Annotated in this window: 25 protein-coding genes; 14 read left to right on the forward strand and 11 right to left on the reverse strand. The window is 47.2% G+C overall.

The window, feature by feature from the left end; genetic code table 11:
- Positions 1-9: 9 nt before the first annotated feature.
- Positions 10-990 carry an o-succinylbenzoate synthase gene (gene menC / locus K6Q96_RS04720; RefSeq protein WP_251878209.1) on the forward strand — a complete coding sequence of 327 codons (981 nt, stop codon included), beginning with the start codon at positions 10-12 and terminating at the stop codon, positions 988-990.
- Positions 972-2,321 carry an o-succinylbenzoate--CoA ligase gene (menE, locus tag K6Q96_RS04725; protein ID WP_251878211.1) on the forward strand — a complete coding sequence of 450 codons (1,350 nt, stop codon included), beginning with the start codon at positions 972-974 and terminating at the stop codon, positions 2,319-2,321. Before menC ends, menE begins: the two co-directional genes overlap by 19 nt.
- Here the strand turns inward: menE and K6Q96_RS04730 are convergent.
- The 3 genes from K6Q96_RS04730 to K6Q96_RS04740 form a co-directional block, all read right to left on the reverse strand.
- Entirely contained in the window at positions 2,312-4,177 is a 1,866-nt protein-coding gene (locus K6Q96_RS04730) for an MFS transporter (protein WP_251878213.1), read from the reverse strand. The genes menE and K6Q96_RS04730 overlap by 10 nt on opposite strands.
- A 17-nt stretch (positions 4,178-4,194) precedes the next feature.
- The gene (locus K6Q96_RS04735; RefSeq protein WP_251878215.1) at positions 4,195-4,794 is read right to left on the reverse strand and encodes a TetR/AcrR family transcriptional regulator; all 600 of its coding nucleotides are present in this window, start codon (positions 4,792-4,794) and stop codon (positions 4,195-4,197) included.
- A gap of 121 nt (positions 4,795-4,915) precedes the next feature.
- Positions 4,916-5,311: an NINE protein gene (locus tag K6Q96_RS04740; protein WP_062663187.1), complete on the reverse strand. Its 396-nt coding sequence runs from the start codon at positions 5,309-5,311 to the stop codon at positions 4,916-4,918.
- A 279-nt stretch (positions 5,312-5,590) separates the two neighbouring features.
- Between K6Q96_RS04740 and K6Q96_RS04745 the strand changes: the two genes are divergently transcribed.
- From K6Q96_RS04745 to K6Q96_RS04755, 3 genes are all read left to right on the forward strand, one after another.
- On the forward strand, positions 5,591-6,484 hold the full coding sequence (locus K6Q96_RS04745) for a Tim44 domain-containing protein (protein ID WP_251878216.1): 894 nt from the start codon (positions 5,591-5,593) through the stop codon (positions 6,482-6,484).
- Positions 6,485-6,644: 160 nt separating this feature from the next.
- On the forward strand, positions 6,645-7,832 hold the full coding sequence (locus K6Q96_RS04750; RefSeq protein ID WP_353621777.1) for an MFS transporter: 1,188 nt from the start codon (positions 6,645-6,647) through the stop codon (positions 7,830-7,832).
- Between the two features lie 130 nt (positions 7,833-7,962).
- Complete coding sequence (locus K6Q96_RS04755) at positions 7,963-8,205, forward strand: TIGR02647 family protein (protein ID WP_251878218.1); 243 nt, start codon at positions 7,963-7,965, stop codon at positions 8,203-8,205.
- An 87-nt stretch (positions 8,206-8,292) separates the two neighbouring features.
- Here K6Q96_RS04755 and K6Q96_RS04760 read toward each other — a convergent pair whose 3' ends face one another.
- From K6Q96_RS04760 to dinG, 6 genes are all read right to left on the reverse strand, one after another.
- Complete coding sequence (locus K6Q96_RS04760; protein ID WP_251878220.1) at positions 8,293-9,711, reverse strand: alanine/glycine:cation symporter family protein; 1,419 nt, start codon at positions 9,709-9,711, stop codon at positions 8,293-8,295.
- Between the two features lie 415 nt (positions 9,712-10,126).
- Positions 10,127-10,288, reverse strand: coding sequence for a pleiotropic regulatory protein RsmS (rsmS, locus tag K6Q96_RS04765; RefSeq protein WP_251878222.1), 162 nt, complete (start codon positions 10,286-10,288; stop codon positions 10,127-10,129).
- The gene (locus tag K6Q96_RS04770) at positions 10,285-11,205 is read right to left on the reverse strand and encodes a histone deacetylase family protein (RefSeq protein WP_251878224.1); all 921 of its coding nucleotides are present in this window, start codon (positions 11,203-11,205) and stop codon (positions 10,285-10,287) included. The genes rsmS and K6Q96_RS04770 overlap by 4 nt, the downstream gene beginning before the upstream one ends.
- 7 nt (positions 11,206-11,212) lie before the next feature.
- Positions 11,213-11,761 carry a primosomal replication protein PriC gene (gene priC / locus K6Q96_RS04775; RefSeq protein WP_251878225.1) on the reverse strand — a complete coding sequence of 183 codons (549 nt, stop codon included), beginning with the start codon at positions 11,759-11,761 and terminating at the stop codon, positions 11,213-11,215.
- Between the two features lie 21 nt (positions 11,762-11,782).
- The gene (locus tag K6Q96_RS04780) at positions 11,783-12,556 is read right to left on the reverse strand and encodes a sulfite exporter TauE/SafE family protein (protein WP_251878227.1); all 774 of its coding nucleotides are present in this window, start codon (positions 12,554-12,556) and stop codon (positions 11,783-11,785) included.
- Positions 12,557-12,567: 11 nt separating this feature from the next.
- Positions 12,568-14,643, reverse strand: coding sequence for an ATP-dependent DNA helicase DinG (gene dinG / locus K6Q96_RS04785; RefSeq protein WP_251878230.1), 2,076 nt, complete (start codon positions 14,641-14,643; stop codon positions 12,568-12,570).
- 516 nt (positions 14,644-15,159) lie between these two features.
- Here dinG and K6Q96_RS04790 point away from each other — a divergent pair.
- The 7 genes from K6Q96_RS04790 to recR all read left to right on the forward strand — a co-directional run bounded on the left by K6Q96_RS04790 (position 15,160) and on the right by recR (position 21,967).
- Entirely contained in the window at positions 15,160-16,200 is a 1,041-nt protein-coding gene (locus K6Q96_RS04790) for a porin (protein ID WP_251878231.1), read from the forward strand.
- A 78-nt stretch (positions 16,201-16,278) separates the two neighbouring features.
- Positions 16,279-16,914, forward strand: a complete 636-nt coding sequence (locus K6Q96_RS04795; RefSeq protein WP_251878233.1) for a YccT family protein — start codon at positions 16,279-16,281, stop codon at positions 16,912-16,914.
- 681 nt (positions 16,915-17,595) lie between these two features.
- On the forward strand, positions 17,596-17,994 hold the full coding sequence (locus K6Q96_RS04800) for a YbaN family protein (RefSeq protein ID WP_251878235.1): 399 nt from the start codon (positions 17,596-17,598) through the stop codon (positions 17,992-17,994).
- A gap of 102 nt (positions 17,995-18,096) precedes the next feature.
- Complete coding sequence (gene apt / locus K6Q96_RS04805; protein WP_251878237.1) at positions 18,097-18,642, forward strand: adenine phosphoribosyltransferase; 546 nt, start codon at positions 18,097-18,099, stop codon at positions 18,640-18,642.
- Positions 18,643-18,747: 105 nt separating this feature from the next.
- Positions 18,748-20,976 carry a DNA polymerase III subunit gamma/tau gene (gene dnaX, locus K6Q96_RS04810; protein ID WP_251878239.1) on the forward strand — a complete coding sequence of 743 codons (2,229 nt, stop codon included), beginning with the start codon at positions 18,748-18,750 and terminating at the stop codon, positions 20,974-20,976.
- A gap of 56 nt (positions 20,977-21,032) precedes the next feature.
- Entirely contained in the window at positions 21,033-21,362 is a 330-nt protein-coding gene (locus K6Q96_RS04815; protein WP_002539630.1) for a YbaB/EbfC family nucleoid-associated protein, read from the forward strand.
- Between the two features lie 2 nt (positions 21,363-21,364).
- Entirely contained in the window at positions 21,365-21,967 is a 603-nt protein-coding gene (recR, locus tag K6Q96_RS04820; RefSeq protein WP_251878260.1) for a recombination mediator RecR, read from the forward strand.
- A 47-nt stretch (positions 21,968-22,014) separates the two neighbouring features.
- Here the strand turns inward: recR and K6Q96_RS04825 are convergent, their stop codons facing one another.
- Both K6Q96_RS04825 and K6Q96_RS04830 read right to left on the reverse strand, forming a co-directional pair.
- Positions 22,015-22,569: a regulatory protein ToxS gene (locus K6Q96_RS04825; protein WP_251878262.1), complete on the reverse strand. Its 555-nt coding sequence runs from the start codon at positions 22,567-22,569 to the stop codon at positions 22,015-22,017.
- Positions 22,560-23,438 (reverse strand): transcriptional regulator, encoded by an 879-nt coding sequence (locus K6Q96_RS04830; RefSeq protein ID WP_251878264.1) that lies wholly within the window; start codon positions 23,436-23,438, stop codon positions 22,560-22,562. Before K6Q96_RS04830 ends, K6Q96_RS04825 begins: the two co-directional genes overlap by 10 nt.
- Positions 23,439-23,657: 219 nt before the next feature.
- Here K6Q96_RS04830 and htpG point away from each other — a divergent pair, with 219 nt between their 5' ends.
- A complete protein-coding gene (gene htpG, locus K6Q96_RS04835) occupies positions 23,658-25,565 on the forward strand; it encodes a molecular chaperone HtpG (protein WP_251878265.1) in 1,908 nt (635 codons plus the stop codon).
- A 257-nt stretch (positions 25,566-25,822) separates the two neighbouring features.
- Positions 25,823-26,467, forward strand: coding sequence for an adenylate kinase (adk, locus tag K6Q96_RS04840; RefSeq protein WP_251878267.1), 645 nt, complete (start codon positions 25,823-25,825; stop codon positions 26,465-26,467).
- The last annotated feature ends 106 nt before the right edge of the window (positions 26,468-26,573 follow it).

The raw sequence follows: 26,573 nt of genomic DNA on the forward strand, positions 1-26,573 counted from the left end.
GGTGCAAAGATGAAGCACGCAACGCTTTACCGTTATTCGTTGCCGATGGACAGTGGTGTGATTTTGCGTCACACCCGTCTGGTGAGGCGAGACGGTTTAATTGTCAAACTTAAAAACGGTGAGAAAGTTGGCAGAGGCGAAATTGCGCCTTTGCCGGAATTCAGTACTGAAACCATCGAGCAAGCACAAACTCAGATTGAGCTGTACTTAGCGCAGTGGCTGGAAAGCGGGGAAATAGATTGGGAATCGCTCTATCCATCCGTCGCTTTTGGTTTGTCCGTTGCACTTGCGGAACTTGAAGGTGAAATCCCGGCTGAAGGTAATTTCCTCGCTGCGCCCTTGTGTAGCGGCGATCCGGATGAGTTGGTTGAAAAGCTCGCTGAATTGCTGGGCGAGAAAGTCGCGAAAATTAAAGTGGGCCTTTACGAGCCTATTCGCGACGGCATAGTGGTGAATATGTTTCTGGAAATCCTTCCAGACTTGCGCCTTCGACTGGATGCCAACCGCCAGTGGACGCCGGCAAAAGCAGCGCAGTTTGCCAACTATGTGAATCCCGCTTTCCGTTCCCGTATCGCCTTTTTGGAAGAGCCATGTCAGACGCCAGAGCAGAGCCTCGCTTTCAGTAAAGAAACCGGCATTGCTATTGCGTGGGATGAAACCCTGCGTGATGAAGGCTTTTCGCTACAATGCAAAACAGGCTTGTCTGCGATAGTGATTAAACCTACTTTAGTTGGCTCACTGAAAACAGTGAAAGCAATGGTTGAACAAGCGCATACATTGGGTATGGAAGCGGTGATCAGCTCTAGTATTGAATCCAGTTTTGGCCTGAACACACTGTCTCGCATCGCTCACTGGCTAACACCGGGAACCGTACCGGGGCTTGATACGGTCTCATTGTTTGGTGAGCAATTAGAGCAGGCTTGGCCCGGCTGTGAGTTACCGTTGAAAACACTGACTGACTGTGAAGTGGTATGGCAGGCGCACCAATAAATTTCGACACTTGGCCCTGGCTCTACTGGGGTGAAGTTAAACCCCAACATACCGCTTTATTTCTGGAAGGCGAGGCCATCAGCTGGCAGCGCCTTGTTTCAGATATAGGCAGTATGCCACTGCTGCCCAAACCGAAGAGTCGCTACGTAGCCATCCACTCGCAAAATGATTACCAAACCCTTTTGGTTATCCTGGCTGCCTGGCAACAAGGCGTGAAAACGCTGCTGATCAATACGGCATTCTCTCCAGCACTCCAGAAAGACGTGCTCGATAACGCGGGGATTGAGATGATTATCGATCCGCGCACCGTTTTTCCTTCAACTGAGTCGCAACAGTCTGTAGTTGTGCCATTTGATACCCAAGATATTCTGACCCTTGTGCTGACTTCTGGCTCGACGGGGATACCCAAAGCGGTCACTCACAATGCCAATGCCCATATGGCGAGTGCCAGCGGATTGTTTTCACTAATGCCGTTTGGTGAAAGTGATTGCTGGCTTCTTTCCTTGCCGTTATTTCATGTTTCTGGTCTTGCCATTATCTGGCGGTGGTTACAACGCGGGGCGGCTCTGAAGATTGCAGACACCAAAGGTGATGCGTTGTGCTCAGCTTTGGAAGGCGTGACGCACGTTTCTCTGGTACCGACGCAATTGCAGCGATTGCTGCAGGGGGAGTTTCCTTCTTTGTTAACATCTGTGCTTTTGGGCGGTGCAGTGATACCCCAAGCACTGGTGGATGAAGCAGAAGCAAAAGGTATTGGCTGTTGGTGTGGTTATGGAATGACAGAAATGGCATCGACCATCACAGCAAAACGGGCGGATGGATGCTTCTCAGTAGGTCGCCCGCTTCCGTATCGTGAACTTATGCTTTCCAGCCTTGGTGAAATTATGGTGAAAGGAGCTACGCTTTCATCGGGTTACCTGATTGACGGAAAGTTGGAGCCTTTGTCGGACGGATGGTTTGCGACTAAAGATAAAGGTGAATGGCTAGAGGACGATCTTCAGATTCTCGGACGTTTGGATAACATGTTTATCTGTGGCGGCGAGAATGTGCAGCCGGAAAGTATTGAAAGGGTGCTTTCAGGTTTTGAAGGGATTGAGCAACTGTTCATTTTGCCCATGGCTGATCCAAAGTGGGGTCAGGTTCCTGTTGCATTGGTGACGGGCAATGTTAATCAAAGTGACTTTCTGGCTTATGCCAAGTCTTTGCTGCCGTCCCATCAGGTTCCTAAAGCCGCATACTCGATACCGAAGCATTTGCTAGATGGCGGGATAAAAATCTCCCACCGCGCGTTAGCTGACTGGCTGGCTAACGAAAAGCTGGCTCAACGATAATCGCCTCTTAGTGTTTTCACATCACTAAACAATCGGTCGCATCTTGCATCTTCAGGCTGAACCGGATTTCCCGCCTCGACTTCCACTTTCGACCAAAACCGCTTGGGAAATTTCAGGAGGGCACGACCGCCTTCACGGCTGAAATAACTTCCCCATAAACCTTTCAATGCCATGGGTATGACCGGAACCGGTGATTGCTTCAAAATCAAGTCTATACCCCGTTTGAATGGCTGCATGTCACCATCAGATGTGAGCTGGCCTTCCGGGAAAATACACACTATCTCGCCGTCATTCAGTTGCTTTTTGACTTCCTTGAGTGCACAGCGTATGGAGCCACTGGTGATTTTGATAGGAATGACGCGGCTGGCTCGGAAGAAATAATTCAGCACGGGTAGGTGGTAGTAATCTTCGTCCATCACAAAGCGAATGGGACGCGGGCAAGCGCCAGCAAGAATCAAGGCATCAACATAGCTGACATGGTTACATACCAGTAATGCGCCGCCTTTTTCGGGAATGTTCTGAAGATTCTTGTGGGTCACACGGTAGAAGCTATGACTTAAGAACCAAATAACAAAGCGTAAAGCGAACAGTGGAACCTGCTTGCCGACATAGAGGGTGACAACAAGATTCAGCAGGGCGAGTACCAAGAAAAACTCGGGGATGCTGATGCCCACAACACCCAGAAGAACCATGGCGAGAATGGCGCTGGTCACCATAAACAGAGCGTTATAGATGTTATTGGCGGCGATAACCTGTGAACGCTCACTATCTTCTGAACGTGCCTGCATCATGGAATACAGAGGAACAATAAAGATACCACCGAAGATGCCGATCAAGGTTAAATCGACAAACACCCACCACAGTGACGGGTCGGCAATAAATTCTACAAAGCTTGCCGCAGTTGAAGGCGCCGCAGGCGTCGAGAACATCAGGTGAATGCCAAAAATGGTTAAACCCAGTGCGCCAATCGGCACGATGCCCGGTTCAATACGATGGCCTGAAAGCTTGTCACAAAGCAAAGAGCCAACAGCAATCCCGACGGAGAAAAGTGTTAGTAAGAAGGATACAGTCGCTTCATTCCCGCCAAGGTGAAGCTTGGCGTAGTTGGGGAACTGAGTGAGATAGCTGGCACCGAGAAACCAAAACCAACTAATTCCGAGAATTGACTGAAGTACGACTTTGTCTTTACGGGCAATGGCCAGTGTGGTTTTCATCTGCCGGAGAGGAGAGAAACTGATTTTGAGAGAAGGGTTTCCGGCAGCTACCTCAGGAATAGAGCGGGCGCTCAAATAACCGAGCACAGCAAACACCACCACAGAGACAGCAGCAATATCTCTTGCGCTATCTTGATTAGCGATGACACCAGCCACCATGGTACCAAGCAAAATCGCAAGAAATGTTCCCGTTTCAACCAAAGCATTACCCGAAACCAATTCCTGAGGCTTCAGGGTTTGCGGCAGCAAGGCGTATTTAACAGGGCCAAAAAACGCTGACTGTGTTCCCATCAAAAAGAGAAGAACCAATAGCGCCAAATAGCTTTCGTAAACAAAAGCAATGGCGGCGAGACTCATGATGCCAATTTCAAGTAATTTGACACCACGGATGAATTGGGATTTCTCGAACTTATCGGCAAGCTCTCCGGCAAAAGCAGAGAACAGAAAAAAGGGGAGAATAAACAGGCCAGCAGCGAGGTTGATGAAAAGATCAGTACTTATCCCAATAACACCTGGGCCGGCAAAGGCAACGAGGATCAACAAGACATTCTTATAGACATTGTCGTTAAACGCGCCGAGTGCCTGAGTGATAAAGTAAGGCAGGAAACGTCGCTGTTTCAGAAGCCCGGTTTGGCTTGTCATCCTTTCCTTCCCGGCTCCTAAGCGTCTATCCAGCTCTTGAGGTAGCCTGTCAGTAGATTATCAATAAGCTCTGCGCCATTGACAGGCACTGAGGTGAAGAACTTGTCGTCAACTGCGAGCAGCGTGATGCCATGAACGCCCGCCCAGAGTACGCGGCTTGCCTCTACCACTTCCTCTTCACTTTTGGTTGGAGAAAGTTGCTTGAGCAAACTTTCCAGCATACCCGTCATACTTTGAATTCTGTCACTTTGCCAGTCAGGAAGCTTGTCGCCCTTCATGCTGTGCTCAAACACCAGTTGCCAACGATAAGGATTTTTTGAGGCAAACTCGAGGTAAAGGTGCGCGAGGGTAAAGAGGGCTTCACGGCAGTCAGAAGTGCCAGTTAGCTTTTGCTGGGCCTGATGACGTAAGTCATCAAGAGTACGAGCCACAACATGGAGTAGCAGAATATTGTAGCTGCCAAACACATTGACCAAGGTACTGGGTACATAACCGATTTGAGCAGCGACTTTTCGCAAACTCAGGTCATGATATGGCTGGGTGTTTAAGTACTCTTCAACACAGTTAAGCGTCATTTCTACCAGCTCTTCGCGGCTGTGGTCGTTCCTGCGTGCCATTACTTCTGCTGCAAATAGTGAACAATGTTCGATATTCTAGGAGTGGGGGCGTGAAAGGGCAAGTTACGAGCCTCTCAGTTTAGCTAAATGCCAACAACTGAGAGGCTTTGAAAGCAAAAGCTTAGCTGAAACGTTCGGCGTTTTTGATAGAAACCTGATCATTGAGCGTCCAAAAATCGTAAATCACGCCAATGATGAAGAAGCCGCCAGTGAATAGGTAGATGATGCCAGTCACCCATTTACCCATGTACATACGGTGAATACCGAAAATACCGAGGAAGGTCAGCAATATCCAAGCGACAGAGTAATCAACTTGTCCACTGTTAAAACGAAGGTCTGCTTCGCGATCCATTGACGGGATCAGAAACAGGTCAATTAACCAGCCAATACCCAGTAGCCCGAGCGTAAAGAGCCAGATGGTTCCTGTCACAGGCTTACCGTAATAAAAACGGTGTGCACCGAGAAAACCGAAGATCCATAAAATGTACCCGACGGTTTTACTGTGTGTATCGTTCATCGCATCAACCTTTGTTTATTTTATCTCTGTGAATATGGACTGCATTGTAAGGCAGTCGTTCCCTAGAGAGCGCTATCTCCTCAATGGTTTACCGCATTTTTATTAAAAAGTCGCCAAAAGGAGAAATCTTGCTCGCAGTTACGTATTGCTGTTTAAGCAAAATTTAAACGATTGGTAACATATTCGCCCGTAACAAGGTTTGACTTTCCGTGCTGCTGACATAGCATGAAAGTACCTTACGCTTGTTGCGTTATTTGACATTGAAACAAAAGGTTTACAATGAAACGCTTTTTTACTCTGTTCGCGCTGATGTTCTTGATGGTGGTATCCGCACCACATGCTGAGGCGAAGAAGTTCGGTGGCGGTAAGTCTTTCGGCAAAAGCTTTAAGACGGCGCCAGCGCCAAAATCACAACCTACCAACACTAATTCTATCAATAAGCAGAACGATCCTGCGGCTGCAGCGAAGTCGTCTTCTAAGAAAGGCTTAATGGGCGGTTTACTAGGTGGTCTGCTGGCTGGTGGACTGATCGCAGCCATGATGGGTGGTGCATTTGAAGGCTTCCAAATCATGGATTTCCTGATTATCGCACTGATCGCATTCGTGCTGTTTAAGATCTTCAAGAGCTTGATGGCGGCGAAGAACGGTTCGATGAACCGACCGCAACAACAGGCTTACGCTGGTGGCCAAGAACCGCAAAACAAAGGTTACTACCACGAGCAACAGCAGCCTCAGTTCCGCGAGTCAACAGCGGCATCTTCGACGGGTGGCTTTGGTGCAGTGAATAACGATGTACCGTTCAATTTCCCGCCGAACTTCGATATGGCCGGTTTTGTAAACGGTGCGCGTGAGCACTATCGTATTCTGCAAGGTGCATGGAACCACAACCAGCTTGAAACCATTCAGGAATACGTGACGCCTGAGCTTTATAACGATCTGGCTGAAGAGCGCCGTAAGCTGGAAGGCGAGCAGCACACTGAAGTCATGTATGTCGATGCGGAAATCGTGCGCGCTGATTACGACAGCAAATGCGCCCAACTCAGCCTGCAATTCAGTGGCCGCTACACTGACCGTCAGGAAGGTATTGAAGAAGACATTACTGATATTTGGCACCTTGAGCGAGATATGACGCAACCAAACGCACCTTGGTTGATTGTTGGTATCCAAGCTTAATCAGACAGTTATTTCCCCCCTGAGAAGAGCAGCCCAAGTGGCTGCTCTTTTTTTGTTCACCATTATTGAACAATAACTTCAATGATTCCCGTTAGCTTATTTGTTAATTCACAGTTACATTGGCGGAAACGACTTCAAATAAATATCGAGAAACAACAACGTGGAACGCTTTAGAACTCCCGCCCATCTTCTTATTGCAATGGCTTTTATCATGGCCATGGCGTTTTCTGTCTGGAACGTATTACTCAACAATTTTGTGGTAGAAAAAGCCGCGTTTACCGGTAAAGAGATCGGTCTGCTGCAAAGTTTGCGTGAAGTCCCTGGTTTCCTGGCGTTTACGGCGATTTACCTCTTGTTGTTTATCAAAGAACAACGCTTTGCCTTGCTATTTCTGGCGGTGATGTGTCTCGGTGTTGCCGTGACAGGCTGGTTTCCAACGGTGTGGGGACTGTATTTGACCACGATTGTGATGTCGATTGGCTTTCACTATTTCGAAACGGTTAACCAGTCTCTGACTTTACAGTGGATAGATAAAGACAAAAGCGCACACTTCATGGGACAGGTGTTGGCCTGGAAAGGCGCTGCAAGCCTTGTCGCTTATGCTGCAGTTTGGCTATTGATGGAATGGATGGCGGTCAGTTACAACACAGTTTATATGCTGTTTGGCTTTGTCAGTTTGGTGGCAGTGCTTGTGCTGTGGGCGATATTTCCTTCCTTTGAAAGCCCGCACGTTCAGACCCGAAGGCTGATTCTTCGCAAAAGATATTGGCTTTATTACGGTCTGACTTTTCTCAGTGGGGCTCGTCGTCAGATCTTCATCGTTTTTGCCGGCTTCATGATGGTTGAAAAGTTTGGGTATTCCGTGGGTGATGTCAGTCTGCTGTTTATCGTCAACTATCTCTTCAACATGCTGTTTGCGGCCAAAATTGGTGCCTGGATTGGCAGGGTAGGCGAACGACGCGCCCTGACTGTGGAATATGTCGGATTGGCATGTGTGTTTACCGGCTATGCCTTTGTGGAAAGTGCAGCGATGGCGGGTGTGTTATACGTTGTAGACCATCTGTTCTTTGCCATGGCGATCGCGATTAAAACCTACTTCCAGAAGATTGCGGACCCGGAAGACATTGCATCTACGGCAGGTGTTAGCTTTACCATTAATCACATTGCGGCGGTAGTGATTCCTGCAGCTTTGGGTGTGGTGTGGTTGTACTCACCAACAACAGTCTTCTTAGTTGGTACCGGCCTTGCATTGGGGTCACTGACTTTGTCGAGAATGGTGCCTTTGACACCAGAATCTGGTAATGAAGTCAGTTTCTTAGGTCGAAAACGTGCTCAGGATGTGGCGTGATTCAAACTTCTGTCTATTTGTAGCTGCTTGATTGTGCTGATCGATCAGTTCTTGATCTCGGCACAAATTCTATGTGGCACGACCAACTATATTCAAGAGTAACGAAACACGGATAAATGTTGGAGGCGCTATGTCATTTACGTCTGAACTGGTTGACGAAATGAACGTCCTGGTGAAGTTTTCTCGTTCTTCTGATCTCATGGGTATCAAGGTTCACAGTGATGCGGATCCTGATATTGTTGCTGCAACAGAACGCCTTTATGACAAAAAGCTGATCACTGCAAAAGACGGTGGTTATTTAACTTCGATTGGTCGAGATGCGGTAGAGCATGCAAAAGAAGCGTTGCGCATACTAAAATCACACCCTGAATAAGCCGGGACACACCTAAAAAGTAAGGGAGCCTATCGGCTCCCTTTTTAGATGTTGTGTTTCTTGGGTCTGTTGACCTTTTGTATTAGATTACCAAACGTCTTTGTCGATCTGCTTGTCCAGTTTCGGGAACTTGGTGCGGTCGAACGTTGGCTTTTTGCCTTCTTTACGCTGGGTTTCATAGTCTTTAAGCAGCGCAAACACGATGCCAGACAGCGCAAGAATTGCCGCAAGGTTGATGAGAGCCATCATACCCATCGACAGGTCTGCAAATGCCCAAACCGTCGGTAAATCAACAACAGCGCCGATCACTACCATTGCCAGTACAGCAACACGGTAGACATTAATGGCCTTTTTGCTTTTGAAGATGTACTCGATGTTTGATTCACCGTACGAGTAGTTGGCAATCAACGAGGTGAATGCAAACAGCAGAATGGCGATAGCAATAAAGCCTGCACCCCAAGTACCCACTTCTTTAACCAGAGCAGCTTGGGTCAGTGCAATGCCGGTGACACCGCTGTTAGAGTCCAGCATACCTGATAGCAGGATGATAGATGCGGTTGCGGTACAGATAACGATGGTATCGATAAACACGCCCAGCATTTGCACATAGCCTTGCGCCACTGGGTGGTTAGGGCGGGTGGTTGCTGTCGCTGCTGCGTTAGGTGCAGAACCCATACCTGCTTCGTTTGAGAACAGACCACGTTTGATACCTTGCATCATGGCTGCACCAATCGCACCGCCTGCTGCTTGCTCAAAGCCAAGCGCACTACCGATGATGGTGCCGAACACGTCTGGAAGCATCGTGATGTTGATGCCGATAACGTAGAAAGCCACAACCAAGTAACCGATCGCCATAAATGGCACAATCAGCTCGGCCACTTTGGCGACAGAACGCATACCACCAAAGATGATAGGTGCTGTTGCCAGCGCTAGAATGACACCTACCCAAGTGTTATCAGTGCCGAAAGCAGTGTTCATCGCCGCAGCGATAGAGTTTGACTGAACGCCATTGAATGCCAGACCAAACGCGATGATCAAACAGATAGCAAAGGCGATGCCCAACCAACGCTGACCCAAGCCCTTCTCAATGTAGTAGGCTGGTCCACCACGGAAGGTGTTGTCTTTGTGATTGATTTTGTAAGCCTGTGCCAGTGTAGATTCCACAAAGCTGGTAGACATACCTACCAGTGCAGTAATCCACATCCAGAACACTGCACCTGGGCCACCAAGGTAAATAGCCACAGCAACACCTGCCATGTTACCCGTACCCACGCGAGCTGCGAGACTGGTGCTGAATGCCTGGAATGAGGAGATACCACCGTCGGCACCTTCACGGCTACCTTTGATGAGCTCAAACATGTGTCCGAAAGAGCGGAATTGGAGGAAACCGGTGCGGAAAGTGAAGTAAAGACCAGCGCCGATCAAAAGGTAAATAAGCACGCTTCCCCACAACAAGCCATTCCCGGCGTCGACAAAGGAAACGAATAGTTCTTTTAGTTCCGTCATATACAAACTCTACTGTCGTCAAATTTAAAGTGGCAGTTGAGTGAGAAGGAGGAGACAAGGGATCTGAAACTTCCTTTTCAGCTCTCTGCCTCGGACAAATAACTTGTCCTGGCGACGCTTCCGTGCAGAGATTACAGCCAGCAGACTTGCGCTTCGATTGCGCTACTTACAAATCCATTTGAGCATGATCTGTGGCCGTTTTTTGCTCTCTTGATGTCAAGATAAGCAAATAAAGCGGCGGGATAATACTCCAAAATTGATCTTCTGGCATCTGTAAATTTCACTAAAAGATTAAATGTTAGGCAAATAGTTTACTAAAAGGATGCTTTTGCAACATTATTTACTATCAACGTTAACATTTTTGAAAGGGGAATCTAGCCGCTAAATCGAGGGAGTTAGAAGACGTTACTGAGAGTTAATCGTTTGCTTTCGACACTTTTCGTTCAAGGTCAGATCTGACGATCTCCAGTGCTTTTAATGCTATCTCAGGATCGACCTCATTGCTTTCCAAAAGGTAGATTAAATCAACAGCAAGTTTGATTTCATCAGGGGCATTTTCCAGTCCTGATTGACTCATGATTCTTTACTCCAATTTGGAAAATAGATATTGAATGCTGCTTTTATCAATTCGGCATGAAGCGGAACCAAAGCACTTTGTTCTGTACGATACCCGCCGCCGATAACAGCGGCTATAGGAATGCCATGTTGGTGACAAGCTTCCATTACCGCTTTATCTCTCTCTGCAATCCCGTGTTGGCAAACATTCATATAGCCGAGCTCATCATCTGCATGAATATCAACGCCCGCATCATATATCACCATGTCGGGCTGGTGTTGGGCGATAGCAAGTTTTAGTACAGGCACGAACTCAGAAAGGTAAGTGTGTGATTCGACTCCGATAGGCATAGGGATATCAATATCTGAGTCTGGCTTTCTCGATGGGAAGTTTTTGTCGCAGTGCACCGAAAGAGTAATGATATCCTCCCTCCCTTGAGCGAGTGTCGCTGTGCCGTCGCCATGGTGTACATCGCAATCGACGATAAGTACCTTTTCTATGCTGGGATAAGAAAGCGCTTGGTCAGATGCCAGAATTAAATCATTAAAAAGGCAAAAACCACTGCCGAAGTCTTTATGCGAGTGATGGTATCCACCAGTAAGGTGAACAGCGACACCGTGCTCAATGGCTTTATCGACGGTGAGCGTGGTTCCTCCCAGTGATGTGAGGCTACGTTGTATTAGTGCTTTACTCCAGGGGAATCCAATTCTTCGCATCTTTACCAGAGGTAAAGAACCACTGACCAAAGCATTAACATAGTCTTCATCATGGATGCGCTTGAGGCGTTCGCTATCGAGTGGTGTTGGTTGGAAGGTCTTAACTGGCCAGCCCATTTCATCAATGTGTTCTTTGAGCAGCCGGTATTTTTGTAGCGGATACCTGTGACCTTCAGGCAATGGAAAGTTTGAATAAATGGGATGATAAATAATCGGCAACATTAGAGCTTTAGCCTTTGCGCTCACGGAAAGAAATACGGGATTCGATTTTTTGTCTGGCTTCACGACAGCGCGATAGACGTTTCTCCAAGGCAAGCAATTGCTTCTGAGCTTGCTGTTGTTCAGCAAAGCTGCCATATTGCCCCAGTTTGGCCTCAGCATCACGAACCATATCTTCCAGTCTTCTTTCCCAACCTTGGTGCTGTGCTAGATCCTGGTAGAGCTGACTGATGGAAACACCGGTCTTAGGAGTCATGGTTTTTTCTTGCTGTCGAATGGCCAGTGTTGCCATTTCACGCTGAAGTGCACCGATTTGATTCACCAGTTTTTCACATAGGTGCTCGGCACGTATCGCTGAAAGGCGTCCGCTTGCCTGCTCGCGCTCAATAGTATCAACGACACTTTTTGCTTCCGACACACAGGGTGTAAGCAGCTTAGCGAGACAAGAAAACAGGCGTTCATCGAACAGCGGCTTTGCACTCTCACCGCGCTTTCGGTCAATCTCCGCTGCGCGGTTTGCCAGCGTTTGAAGCTCGGTTCTGAGGGATGATAGATCCATAGCTCTTAATACCTATTGGGCTCAAAGCCAAGCGTCGATGGCCAGTTTAACGGATAGAACCACAACCACAGTGACAAACACTGGGCGAATAAACTTAGCGCCAAACTTAATAGCAGAATGTGCGCCGATGTAAGCGCCTACCATCAGGCAGACACCCATAGTAAGACCAAGCGCCCAGTTCACATGACCCAAAATGATGAAGGTAACGAGTGATGTAATGTTGCTGACGAAATTCATCGCTTTGGCCAGACCTGACGAAAGCAGAATATTCATTTTATACATCGACATCGAAGACACGGTCCAGAATGCGCCGGTTCCTGGCCCTGCAACCCCATCATAGAATCCTAAGGTGAGCCCTTGGCCCCACTGTTTTTCTTTTAGGTGGGGTTCATCCTTCGGCAGATTATGGTTTTCCGTTTTTGGTTGGCGATGCCAGATGGTGTAGGCAGCAGTTGCCAGTACTACAAGCGGCAGGGCTTTTTCGAGCCACTCGGTGGAAATATAGTCTACGACCAAAGTACCCAAAATTGCGCCAATGAAAGTGGCGATAAAGGCATGAATCCAAAATGACGGAGAAAACAGCTTTTTCCGATAATAGGTAAACGCAGCCGTCGAGGAGGCAAAAGTCGCTGACAGCTTATTGGTCCCTAATGCGATATGCGGGGGTAAACCAATGGAAAGCAAGGCAGGAACCATTAACATACCACCGCCACCGGCAACAGCATCAATAAAACCCGCCGCAAAGGCGACCATTCCCAAAATAATAAGGGTATTTGGATCCAGAAGTTCGAGCATTTTTCTTTTTCTTAGTGTTCGATAACACGCTTAAAGGGAGGCAATGAATCCAACAAGGCTTTTCCATAACGCCTTGTAACAACTCGTCTGTCTAGCAAAACGACTCTACCAGAGTCCTGCTCTTTGCGCAGCAGTCTACCTGCTGATTGAACAAGCTTTTTGCTGGCTTCCGGTACAGAAATTTGAATGAATGCATTACCGCCTTTCCGTTCAAGATACTCGGCGTGTGCTTCTTCCACAGGAGAGGTAGGCACCGCAAACGGAATTTTAGTGATGATAAGGTTGGTCAGCTGCTCCCCGGGCAAATCGAGACCTTCAGAAAAGCTGCCCGTTCCGAAAAGGATGCTGATCTGGCCTTTTTCACAACACTTGCGGTGCGCTTCTAATATAGAGGAGCGGGATGCTTCTCCCTGCACATGAAGGTGCCAGCCAAGTTTTTTGATATCGGCACGCATTTTTTCCGCGACTTGATTCATCTGCCAATAAGAGGAAAACAGCACCAGAGTTGCCGTTTCTCCTTCTATGTATTCCATCAATATATCGGGAAGATGACCGGTGAACTTCTCGTCTTGCGGTTCACAAGGCATGGCTGGAACCACCAGACGTGCGTTTTCCTGGTAATTGAACGGGGAGGGCAGTGCAAGAAACTTGGTGCCATCATTTTCGTCCAGTCCCACCTGACGACAAAAATACGTAAATGAGTTCAAAGCGCGTAACGTGGCTGACAGCAGACAGACTCCAGCTGCTCGTGACCAAAGCAGTTGGTCCAGTCGCCAACCGATCTCCAACGGTGATACATGAACTATCAGATCAGATTCGCGTTCGGGACATTTTTGGATCCACCTCGCCAGTGGCGCACCTTTATCTGAATTGGGTTGTGCCATCAGTGTCCACACTTTTTCGAGATTCTCTAAGCGCTGTAAAAAGAAGGCGGACTCGGCAAGAAGCGGGTCGGCAAGTCTGGAAGCGAGTTCTCCATCTTTTATACGTTCTGAGATAAGGTCATGGAGCTTAGCGAGTGACTGATTAGCTTTTTTTGCTGCTTTTTGCATTTCTTTAGATTCGAGATGCAAGGCTTCCGGCAATTCGCCATCTGCAAAGCGATAAATACCATCATTATTCAGTGGGAGCCCAATCAGCATGTCGCGGATGCCTCGAAGCCCGGGAATAAGCGCTTGGATTCCTGACTGCAACGCATCTAAAAAGCGACCACTGCGTTTGATGTCGCCGCCATTGGCAATCTTGGATGCACTTTGGTTTAGTTTTTCCAGCCAGGAAGCAGCACCTACTAAACTTGCAGATGCAGCTGAGAAGTCACGTGCTACGGTCGGCAAATGGTGAGCTTCGTCGATCATATAAAGAGCGTGCTCTGGCTCAGGCAGGATAACGCCACCACCTAGTTCTAAGTCCGCCATCAGTAAACTGTGGTTAGCAACAACAACATCTGCTTTGTCGAGATGTTCCCGGGCCTTTGCGAATGGGCAGTTGCGGTGAGCGGCTAATCCTGAATGGCATGTGTGTTTATCTGAAACAATGGTTTGCCAGAGATGATCGGGAATACTCTTGGGCCAAGCATCCCTGTCGCCGTTCCATTTTCCACGTGTGTAGGCGTCATACATGGTGTTAACCATATCAATATCTGTTTTTTTTGGCTTCTCAGTAAACAGTGCTTGTTGTCCGTGGCCTTCTGCATTGGCTGCTGCGGCCAACTTTTCGCCGCAGCAATAACGCTGACGACCCTTGGCCAAAACAAAACTGAATTCTCGTGGAACGACGCGGCGAAAGAGAGGCAGGTCTTTCTCTATTAATTGCTCTTGGAGTGCGACAGTGGCCGTCGAAACTATGACCTTTTTATTGTTATTCAGTGCGTATGAAATAGAACCCATCAGGTAAGCCATTGACTTACCAATGCCTGTACCCGCCTCGGCAACTAAAATGCGTCTTTTGGGATTGTATTCCCCTGCAAGTGTCTTGGCGATTTCGGCTACGAGGTAATTTTGCGCTTTTCTTGGAATAAAATTCTGTAATTGCGCCTTCAAATTCTCGTAGCTGGAGCGGATGTCTTTTTTAGTTGATGGACTAAGCATGATTGTCACAGTTTGGGTTATAGAACCGCATTATATCACGCGTGGAGAATGTGAAAGAGTTCAAGTATTCGATCATTCATTCTGAAATGTGCGATTTAGATCACGAATATCAGTTGAACTAATATTAGCTATCACTATGAAATCCAAAGGGAATGCCATTCACTGCATAGATCGCCTAAGGGTAGCATAATATTCTAAAATTGTGTTTATTGATGGCCAATATTGGTTTTATGCTCTAATTAATCATTGCGATCGACTTTGCAGAAAATTGACAATGTGGTTTCATTTTCGTGACCACACTCGATGCAATGAATTCAAGTGATTGTATTTAAAGGTTATTTTTATTTTTTGATATTGATTTTGATTGATTTGACAGATTTTAGATTTCTCTGCACTCTAAGTTTCGAAGTTTAAGCGTACTTGTTGTGACGTTTTAGTGACGTTGTGACATGTACAAAATAAAAGGGATCCTGGAACAGGAATTCCAATCTAATAAAGAAAAGGCAGTGGATTAACATGAAAAAGACTATCCTAGCGATGGCAGTACCAGCTCTGCTGGCTGCTGGTGCAGTAAATGCAGCAACCGTTTACGATCAAGACGGTGTAACTGTAACTATCGGCGGTGCTGCTGAAGTACAGATCATTCAAGAATATGAGTTTAATCAGCAAGACGTCGATTTGGATGTACGTCTTGACGATGGCGAGCTGAACTTTGGCATCGATGTGGCAGTTAGCGAAAGCCTCACAGCACTTGGCTACTTTGACTTCGAAAACGAAGGCGGTTCTGTAAAGAACACCGAACTGTGGGCTGGCTTTAAAGGCGATTTCGGTCAGTTGACTGCTGGTCGTATGTACACTTTTTGGGATGATACAAATATCAATGAAGATATTGAACTAGGTTTGGAAGGTGTTGATAGCAGCCTGCCTGCAAGCGGCAATGACGTAATTAAGTACCGTTACGATGGCGACGCATTCTGGTTTGGTGTTGCGCACAATCTAAAGCAAAACGGTTCTGAAGAAGAAACTTTCAAAGACGTAAGCGGCAACCTGGTTCGCGAAGTGACAGTTAACAATGCAACCCACACAGATGCTGGTGTAGGTACTTCTTTTGCTGGTGTTGACTTGGCTGCCTACTTCATCGCTGCGGAGAAGACTCCGACTGTAAACGACACTAAAAATGACAAAATCAAGTCAGACGCTTTCCAAGTGAGCGCCGTTTACAACGTTGACGCGTTTACTGTAGGCGCTTCTTACACTGATTTTGAGCAGAAAACAGCCGGTGCTCAAGATAAAGACAAATCTGGACACTATGTAGAGCTTCTTGCTGGTTATGGCGTTGGCGATTTCCAATACTACTTGGGTTATAATTTCGGCGAGAACGACGATAACTCTGAAGGTAGCAACATCTACGCAAATGCAACTTATAAGATGCACAGCAATGTTAAAACCTATGTAGAACTGGGCTGGGCTGAGAAAAAGGACGCAAGCGGAAACACCAATGCTAAGGATTACGGCGATGCGACTGGTTTCTTAGTAGGTATGGAAGTTAAATTCTAATATAACTTCTAACTTTGAAAACATTGCCGGAGCTGCCCTTATGTGGCAGCTCTTTTTTTATCAGGATAAGGGAAGTTAATGAGACTGTTAGCCGTATATAGTGCCTTATTAGTTTTTACTTCTGTCGTTGCGGCGACTGAAATTGAAATTGGTACAGATCTACAAGCGTATGTTTTAAACGGAAAGGAAGTGGATGCTAGTAGTGGTGATAGGCTCAATTTAGTTGATGGAAGCAATCAATTGGTTGTCCGTTACAAATCCATTCTAAACGATGGTTCAAACACTAAGTTCTTTGAATCTAAACCTTATGTGTTTCAATTTACCAATATGGGACAAGATCTCTCTATATCTATTGAGCGTTTCCGGAAACATATCCAGGCTGAGAAAGCATTTAAAAAAGGAACTGCAGAGTGGTTCATTAAAGATAGTACGGATAAAAAGGTCGCTTTCCAGTTCGATGAGCTTCCTGGTAATTCGGGTTTTCTTCCATATGGCGATCTCCCAAAAGCACTGGCTACGTACAACAAGAAAAACGGTATCTACTTCGAAGGCCAGGAAATCAAAGATCTCAATGAAGAGGTTGTCGTTGCTGTTTCTGAAACTGGCAAAGTGGAATTAACCGGCGACGCGCTTGCACAGCTCAAACTCTGGTACACCAAGGCATCAAAAGAAGAACGCAAAGCGTTCCGTATATGGGTGATTGACCAAGAGTAAAAAACGCCGAAAGGCGTTTTTTATGCGTGACGATATCGACTGTGAGCTCTGCAAGCACGGCAGCGAGACTCGGCAGGATCAGACAATATGTCCTCTTCTTCTGTCTCTTCCTCCAGTCTGCACAAAGACCATACAAACCTGTATGAATGGCACAAAGCGCGGCATCTATCTTTTTAAGCCGTAAACCCTCTTCATGCAAAGAGGCATTTTTTTCCTTTCTACACAGTTTAATAAGGTGTGCAGTCGGAACGTTAGAAACGTCCAATCCAGTCAGGCTAATCAGTGCATCTTCTAATCTGCTGCGTACCGCTTCCTTCTCATTCGCGAGCTTTTGTTGTAGCTGTGCTACAGTTTCTGTATTAATCATTGTGATGTCTCGGTGCGCGATGTGACCGAAACAGTGTAGTGAAACCGACTGTCTTTGTTCTGATATATATCAAGACAAAAAGAGATAAACCCTGCTGTTTGTCGGTATTTAGCCGTACGTTAAACGGTTATATTTGCAGCCAGCTCAATAAAGTCAGAACTAAAAGGATGTAAAAAGATGGACGCTAATTTCAAAGACCCGTTTAACTTTGCTTATTTCTTGGGAATGATTGCAGTACTGTTTATACCAACCTTGCCTGCAACCTTGACGTGGATTGGTATGCTAAGCAGGTAGAGACCTTTTCGGGAGGAAGAGTGCAAGAATCGATAAAACGAATACTTCTACTATGTGTTGGATGGCTCTGTGTGCTTTTAGGTGTCATTGGCATTTTTCTCCCGTTGTTACCCACAACACCTTTCTTGCTTCTGGCCAGTGCGTGTTTTATGCGTGGGTCTCCGCGCATTGCCAACTGGTTACATAACCATCCTACTTTTGGCCCAGTCATCAATAACTGGAATGAACATCGGGCTATCGACAAGAAAATAAAGCGCAGGGCAACATTTTTTATTGTGCTCAGCTTTTCTCTTTCGATCGCCATTGTTCCTGAGCTTTGGCACAAGGTCATGTTGGCTTCAATGTGCGCCGCACTTTTATTTTGGTTTAACCGTTTGCGTGAAATCGAACCTGTTGCCCGCGCCACAGAAAATACATAACATGACTCCTTCGTCTCCCCATCAGCTGGCTTGTGATAGCAGGCGTAAATGGGGTCATTTACTTCCAGCATTATCGGAAGCCACATAACGTGGTGAGTCATTATGAGCCAAGACAAAATCGCATTTATCAAAGACAGCATCAAAACCATCCCAGATTATCCAAAGCCAGGTATCATGTTCCGCGATATCACCAGTTTGATGGAAAACGCAGACGCCTATAAAGCCACCATTGGACTACTTGTCGAAAAATATAAAGATCAAGGTTTCACCAAAATCGTAGGGACTGAATCCCGTGGTTTCCTGTTTGGTGCTCCGTTGGCGCTAGAGTTGGGTGTGGGTTTTGTTCCAGTACGTAAGCCAGGAAAATTGCCACGCGAAGTGATCAGTGAGAGCTACGAGCTGGAATACGGTGTAGACAAACTGGAAATCCACACTGATGCTATCGTTGAAGGCGACAAAGTGCTGATGGTTGACGACTTGCTTGCGACTGGTGGTACGATCGAAGCTACAACCAAGTTGATCCGCCGTTTGGGTGGCGATGTGGCTCACGCTGCTTTTATCATCAATCTGCCTGAAATCGGCGGTGAAAAGCGCCTTCAAGAGAGTGGCATTGACGTATACAGTATCTGCCAGTTTGACGGTCACTAATCGAGCGTTTAAACACTTAAAGAGAGAGGAGCGTGATCGTCAAGATCGCGCTCTTTTTGTGTCTGTGCTAGCATGGCAAAAGACTATAGAAAGAATTTATAACGCATGAGTTATCAGGTACTAGCCAGAAAATGGCGACCACACCAGTTCCAAGATGTGGTTGGCCAATCCCATGTATTGACCGCTTTAGCGAATGCGCTCGATCATAATCGTTTGCATCACGCCTATCTGTTCAGCGGCACGCGCGGTGTGGGTAAGACCACTATCGCCCGCATCTTTGCGAAAGGGTTGAACTGCGAACAGGGTGTGACCTCAACGCCTTGTGGAGTGTGCTCGACTTGTCAGGAAATCGATCAAGGTAGGTTTGTTGACCTGTTGGAGATTGATGCTGCTTCGCGCACCAAAGTAGAAGACACTCGTGACCTCTTAGACAATGTTCAGTACAAACCTGCTCGTGGTCGCTACAAAGTCTATCTGATAGACGAAGTGCACATGCTCTCGCGTCACAGCTTTAATGCGCTGCTCAAGACACTTGAAGAGCCGCCTGAGTACGTAAAGTTCCTGTTGGCGACCACAGATCCGCAAAAACTGCCAGTCACCATTTTGTCGCGCTGTTTGCAATTTCATTTAAAGCATTTAGATGCCACGCAGATTAAAGATCAACTCACGCATATCCTAGAGCAAGAAGCAGTTGCGGCTGAACCTCGCGCCTTGTCCCTTATCGCGCGTGCAGCAGAAGGCAGTATGCGTGATGCGTTGTCTTTGACTGATCAGGCAATTGCCTTGGGTAATGGCAGTGTGCAGGAAGGGCAGGTGACAGAGATGCTGGGTACCTTGAGTACTGATCAGGCGATTTTGTTGCTTGAAGCGTTGGCTGAAGGTCATGCAAATCATGTTATGCAGTGCCTGACACACTTGTCCGAAGTCGGTGTAGAGTGGAATGGACTATTAAAGGAAATTGCGGGGCAGTTGCATCGCGTGGCTATGGCGCAAGCTTTGCCAGAAGTTGTTGATAAAACTTCACCGGATGCAGAGCGTATTTTAATGCTCAGCCAATCTATCTCACCGCAAGACGCGCAACTTTTCTATCAGATAGCACTGCAAGGACGTCAGGATCTGCCTTATGCTCCGGATGGCCGTGCTGGTCTTGAAATGGTTTTGCTGCGTATGTTGGCATTTAGGCCAGTCACCTCTCAGCAGTATGAGCCCTCTGCAGTAAGTGTTCCTTCAAGTGAGCCAGACAAACCTTCTGCAGCAACAGTGCCTCAGGCTAATACTCGCCTAGAAACCTTAAAAGCACAGGTTGAAGCCAGTCGAACAGTGAGCAAAGCTGCTCCAGCTCCAGCTCCAGCTCCAGCTCCAGCTCCAGCTCCAGCTCCAGCTCCAGCTCCAGCTCCAGCTCATGTAGCCGTGCAGCCAGAAACGATGCCAACACGGCCGCAGCAATTGCCGGATCCTCAGCCAAATATGGTTCAGGACGATCCTCAAATGTCTGCCCACATGGCAGCGATGGAGATGGAAGCGCAAAGGGAAACCGAGTCTCATACTGAATACGATGTACCTTCCCAGTCATCTGCGGGCTCTTCACCTCAGCAGCCTCAGCAAACATCGCCTTCTTCTGCTGGTAGTTTAGTGGCCGCGCGTAACATGTTGAGAAGTCGCGTCCGCCAACAAGAGGACCAATCGCCAAAAAAGGGTAGTGCGGCAACAGCCGGCGGTGATGCACTGTCGGTTATCGACCGGATCGCAGCAAAGCATAAGCCTGCTGATCCCGAAGTTTTTCAACAAACGTCGATGCCGAATGAAAATGCCGCGACCCAAGATGAAGCTTATCGTTGGAAACCGACCAAGATAGAATCGACAGAAGAGAAAGTTGTTTCTGTTACGCCAGACAAAATTAAAAAAGCGCTTCAACATGAGCGCACGCCTGAGATGCGTGACAAGCTCGAAAAAGAGTCGGTTGAACTTGACGAATGGAGCCGTATTGCTTGCGCATTGGATGCACCACGATTAGTAAAGCAAATGGCGCTTAATGCATCCATGGAACGAGATGGTGACCAGATTAATCTTTGTCTCCGTTCTGAGCAGGCGCATTTGAATACAGAAAAATCGCAAGCAGCCTTGTTGGAAGCGCTAAGCATCCAACTAGGCGCATCAATAACCTTGTCGGTCACGCTTGGAGATGCTGGTATCACGCCACTCGAATGGCGCGACAGACTTTATGCAGAAAAATTGGCTCAGGCTTCCCAAAGCCTGAGTGATGATCCCAATGTTCGCTTCATCTGCCAGCGTTTTTCTGCGCAGATAGATGAAGAGAGCGTTAGACCTATATAAACCTAATGGGCTGTGATTCACTGAATGTCAGCCCAAAGCTACTTAGAGAGAACAATATGTTTGGTAAAGGCGGAATGGGCAACCTGATGAAGCAGGCGCAGCAGATGCAAGAGCGCATGCAAAAGATGCAGGAAGAAATTGCGAATATGGAAGTCACTGGCGAAGCTGGGGCAGGCTTGGTAAAAGTGACCATCACTGGCAGCCATAGTGTTCGTCGTGTAGAGCTTGATGACAGCTTGATGGAAGACGACAAAGACATGCTGGAAGATCTGATTGCCGCTGCGTTCAATGATGCAGCACGTCGCATTGAAGAAGCGCAGAAAGAGAAAATGGCTTCAGTGACTGGTGGTATGCAGATGCCACCAGGCTTCAAAATGCCATTCTAAATATGCGTACAAGCCAACTGCTTGAGCAGTTGATGGAAGCCTTGCGTTGTTTACCTGGGGTCGGCCCCAAATCTGCACAGCGTATGGCTTTTCATCTTCTGCAACGAAATCGTCAAGGTGGCGTAAAGCTCTCCGAAGCCTTGCTTGCAGCAATGACCGACATCGGTCATTGCGAAAAATGCCGGACCTTTACTGAAGAGGAGGAGTGTGCGATTTGCGCTAATCCTCGTCGTCAGGAGAATGGTCAAATCTGTGTGGTAGAAAGTCCGGCAGATATTGCCGCCATCGAGGCTACTGGCCAATACTCTGGCCGTTACTTCGTTCTTATGGGGCATTTATCGCCACTTGACGGTATTGGTCCTTCTGATATCGGTTTGGATTTATTGGAAAAGCGTTTATCGTCAGAGTCAATTTCTGAGCTGATACTCGCAACCAACCCAACGGTAGAAGGTGAAGCGACAGCGCATTACATCAGTGAGCTTTGTCTAGAACACAGCGTCATTGCGAGCCGCATTGCGCATGGTGTGCCGATGGGAGGAGAATTAGAGCTGGTGGACGGCACTACGCTCTCTCACTCGATTATTGGAAGACACCGTTTAGGATAAAAAAGGCCGCTTGAGCGGCCTTTTTAGTTGCACTGGCGTAAGTGATATTACGATTTGCTATAAAGCACCAGCGAACCATGGTTCAAACTGGTAAGCAGCAGTGAACCGTCATTCAATACATCAATGCGGCGAACCTTTTCAGCGCCTAGGCGATAGAAGGTACGAACCAATGTTAAATCCTCTTCAGAGAACTCAGTTGTATCACCGGTAGTGACGTCTTTGATACTGCCGAGTTTCAGTTTCAGATAACCGCCACTGACTTCCCATTCCCCGGATTCTGAAACAGACATCACTACTTGGGTGTTTTGCTCCTCGTTCTTCAACACAATTTGAGTGTCACGGGAATAAGTATTATCGGGTAAAAACACCATATTGCTTTGTTGTTCGGTCTGTGTGAGGCCTGCCACATCCCGATAGTCGGCCTCTTCAATATGATTGATGGTGCGTGACTTCCATTCCTTAGATAACAGCAGGTTGGAAGTGCGCATATCTTCGCCGAGGAAAATCCAGGCGCTAACTAATACTGAAATCAGCAACATGGCAAATGGGCCAAATCGCTTTAGCTGATCACGACGTCTTGGTACGTTATGACTCAACGACATAGTGCATCACTCCCTTGCTGGCTTGTGAGAAGTACATAAGTGATGTTGTCATCAGCGTCTTTTGCGGTGTGGATGTAGTTCAGGGAAATTTGGTTATCCTGCCCACCCGTAACAATCACTTCTTCCAATTCGCGCTTTTCACGGTAGAAACCAATGTACTTTTCAACACAGCGCTGAACCATAGGCTGCCATTGGTTGATACGCGCATTGGTCACGGGAACGTAAACCGGTACATCTTCGACCGTTAAGATTTCCCTAAATGCTTCAGATTTAGGAGTGGAAGCAACGTAAAATGCCAGAGGTACCAGCAATGCGAGCACGAATGCTACCCATGAGCCCAGCGGGATTTTTACCGTAACCGGAGTGCTAGGAATGTCCAATTGTTCTGGCTGAGGTGCCGTTATAGCAACGTTTGTTGGTGACTCTTGCAACTCGCTTTCAGCCTCAGTGGCTACGATCTCTGCTTCTACAACATCGTCTTCCTTCTCAGTGGCAGTAGATTTTGGCAGGTCAACTTCTTGATCGTTATAGACCTCTACTGAACACACTACCTGATATCCGCGTTTTGGCACGGTTTTGACAAACATCGGGCTTTTCGTGGAGTCTTTCAGGCCTTTTCTTAAGGTAGAAATAGATTGTGTCAGGCTTGAATCGTCGACTTCGAAACCTTGCTTACGCCATACAAAGTCGTGGATTCGGTTTCGGGTGACAATAGCGTGAGGCTCTTCTATCAGAACCATCAATACTCGGCACTCGTTACTGCCCAGTCGAATCAACTCATCATTTTCATAAAGATCGATCAAAGAACTGTCGCTGGGAGAAAAAACAAAACGCTCTCCCAGAAGGTAACGGTTCGATTTATTTAACATTCGATTTACTTACCTGCGCGAATCTTGAAAAGTTTGGCGGGTTAACCTCGAACTTGGAGGTGAATAGCGCCTAAATTGGCTAAAAATAAAGACGATTATACCTGAAATGCGAAAAATAGCTCAAGAAATCAAAAATTCCTTGCTCGCCCTTGAATTGGAAAATTGCGGCCATATTTACAGGAAGTGATTCAATCAAAATACATTTAGTTTGGGGTTAAAATGACCGATCAAGCGACTCTACAAAGTAAGGAAACGCGTGGTTTCCAATCTGAAGTGAAGCAACTGCTGCACTTGATGATCCACTCACTCTATTCCAACAAAGAGATCTTCCTGCGTGAACTGATCTCTAATGCATCGGATGCATCTGACAAGCTGCGTTTCAAGGCACTGTCTGATTCTGCGCTGTATGAGAATGATGGTGATCTTCGCGTTCGCCTAAGCGTTAACAAAGAAGCGGGCACTTTGACCGTTGAAGATAACGGCATTGGCATGAGCCGCGATGAGGTGATTGAGAACCTCGGAACAATTGCAAAATCTGGCACGGCTGACTTTTTTAAACAACTTTCAGAAGATCAATCGAAAGACAGTCAGCTGATTGGTCAGTTTGGTGTGGGCTTCTACTCTGCCTTTATTGTGGCCGACAAAGTCACCGTCACGACCCGTGCGGCAGGCACTGATGCTTCAGAGGGTGTGCAGTGGGAATCGGCAGGTGAAGGTGAATACACCATCGAAGGTGTTGAAAAAACCACTCGCGGTACCTTGATTACTCTTCACCTGCGAGAAGAGGATAAAGAGTTTCTAGACGAGTGGCGTCTGCGTGACGTGATTGGTAAATACTCAGATCATATCGGCATTCCTGTCGAAATGTGGGAGCAGGAACGCGACGAAGAAGGCAAAGAAACCGATGTAGGCAAGTGGGAAAAGGTTAATAAAGCTCAGGCGCTTTGGACTCGTTCAAAATCAGATATTTCTGATGAAGAGTACAATGAGTTCTATAAGCATCTGTCCCATGATTTCGCTGACCCACTGCAGTGGAGCCACAATCGCGTAGAAGGTAAAAATGACTATACCAGCCTTCTTTACATCCCTTCTAAAGCACCATGGGATATGTTTAACCGCGATCATAAGCATGGTCTGAAGCTTTATGTGCAACGCGTGTTCATCATGGATGATGCATCGCAGTTCATGCCGAACTACTTGCGCTTTGTCCGTGGTTTGATTGACTCAAACGATCTGCCATTGAATGTTTCCCGTGAAATTCTGCAAGACAATAAAGTGACTCAGTCTTTGCGTAACGCTTGCACCAAGCGTGTTCTGACTATGCTAGAGCGTTTGGCAAATAACGACCCGGACAAATACCAGAGCTTCTGGAAAGAATTTGGTTTGGTACTGAAAGAAGGTCCTGCGGAAGATTTCTCAAACCGTGAGAAAGTCGCGGGTTTGCTGCGCTTTGCCTCGACTGAAACGGACAGTAGTGAACAAACGGTTTCCCTCGCTGACTATGTATCTCGCATGAAGGAAGAGCAGGACAAGATTTACTACCTGACTGCAGATTCTTATCAGGCAGCAAAAAATAGTCCTCACTTAGAGCAATTCAAAGCCAAAGGCATTGAAGTGATCCTGATGTACGATCGCATCGATGAATGGCTGATGAGCTACCTGCCGGAGTTTGACGGCAAGCAGTTCCAAGCGATCACTAAAGCGGATCTGGATCTCAGCAAGTTTGAAGACGACGCTGAGAAAGAGAAACGTGAAGAAACCGAGAAAGAGTTTGCTTCTGTTGTTGATAGAACTAAAGCATATCTCGGTGACCGTGTGAAAGATGTTCGCCCTACCTTCAAACTGTCCGGCACACCAGCTGTGGTGGTCACCGATCAGTTTGAAATGGGAACACAGATGGCGAAGCTACTGGCTGCGGCTGGGCAAGAAGCGCCAGAAGTGAAATACATCTTTGAAATGAATCCAGAACACACGCTGGTGAAGCAAATGGCCGACGAAGCGGACGAAGAAGTGTTCGGTCGCTGGGTTGAGATGCTGTTAGGTCAGGCGATGCTTGCAGAGCGCGGCTCGATGGATGACCCATCTCAGTTCTTGAGTGCGGTGAACCAACTTCTGACTAAAGGCTAATTGAATAACGATTCATTATCGTTATTAATATGACGAGCTCAGCGGGAATGCTGGGCTTGATAGCTTCAATACCTAAATGATTTTGTGATCCATCGCCTCTTCTTTTGCCGACCAATGTCGAATGAAGGAACAGAGAGACTAGAACCGATACCAGCGCCAATTGTGTTGAAAACGTCGGGCACGAGGTTGTTTAGGTATCAATATACGTGTATGTTTCGTGTTTTTGCGAAACTCCAAAGTAAATAAAGGGGATAACTATGCGCATCATTCTTCTGGGCGCACCAGGTGCAGGTAAAGGGACTCAAGCGCAGTTCATCATGGAAAAATATGGTATTCCACAAATTTCCACTGGTGACATGCTGCGTGCAGCAATCAAAGCCGGCACCGAGCTGGGCAAACAGGCGAAAGCAGTTATCGACGCGGGCCAACTGGTATCTGACGATATCATCCTTGGTCTGGTTAAAGAGCGCATTGCACAAGAAGACTGTGCGAAAGGCTTCCTTCTGGATGGCTTCCCACGCACTATTCCACAGGCAGACGGCCTGAAAGACATCGGCGTAGTGGTTGACTACGTACTGGAATTTGACGTGCCAGACAGCGTTATCGTTGAACGTATGAGTGGTCGCCGCGCGCACCTAGCTTCTGGCCGTACTTACCACGTTGTTTACAACCCGCCTAAAGTGGAAGGTAAAGACGACGTGACTGGCGAAGATCTGGTTGTTCGTGATGACGACAAAGAAGAAACTGTACGCGCACGTCTGGGTGTATACCACGACCAAACAGCGCCACTGATCGCTTACTACTCGAAAGAAGCAGAAGCAGGCAACACCAAGTACCTGAAATTTGATGGTACTCAGCAGGTTGCAGAAGTAAGCCAAGAAATCGCTAAAGCGCTGGGTTAATAACCTCAGTGTTTAAAAAAAGGGCAATCAATGCGATTGCCCTTTTTTGATCTTTTTCTCCCAAAGAGAAGTAGTGGTATCCTCGGGGTAAAACAATCTGTGTTGC

Source organism: Grimontia kaedaensis, assembly GCF_023746615.1.
GTDB classification, from domain to species: domain Bacteria; phylum Pseudomonadota; class Gammaproteobacteria; order Enterobacterales; family Vibrionaceae; genus Enterovibrio; species Enterovibrio kaedaensis.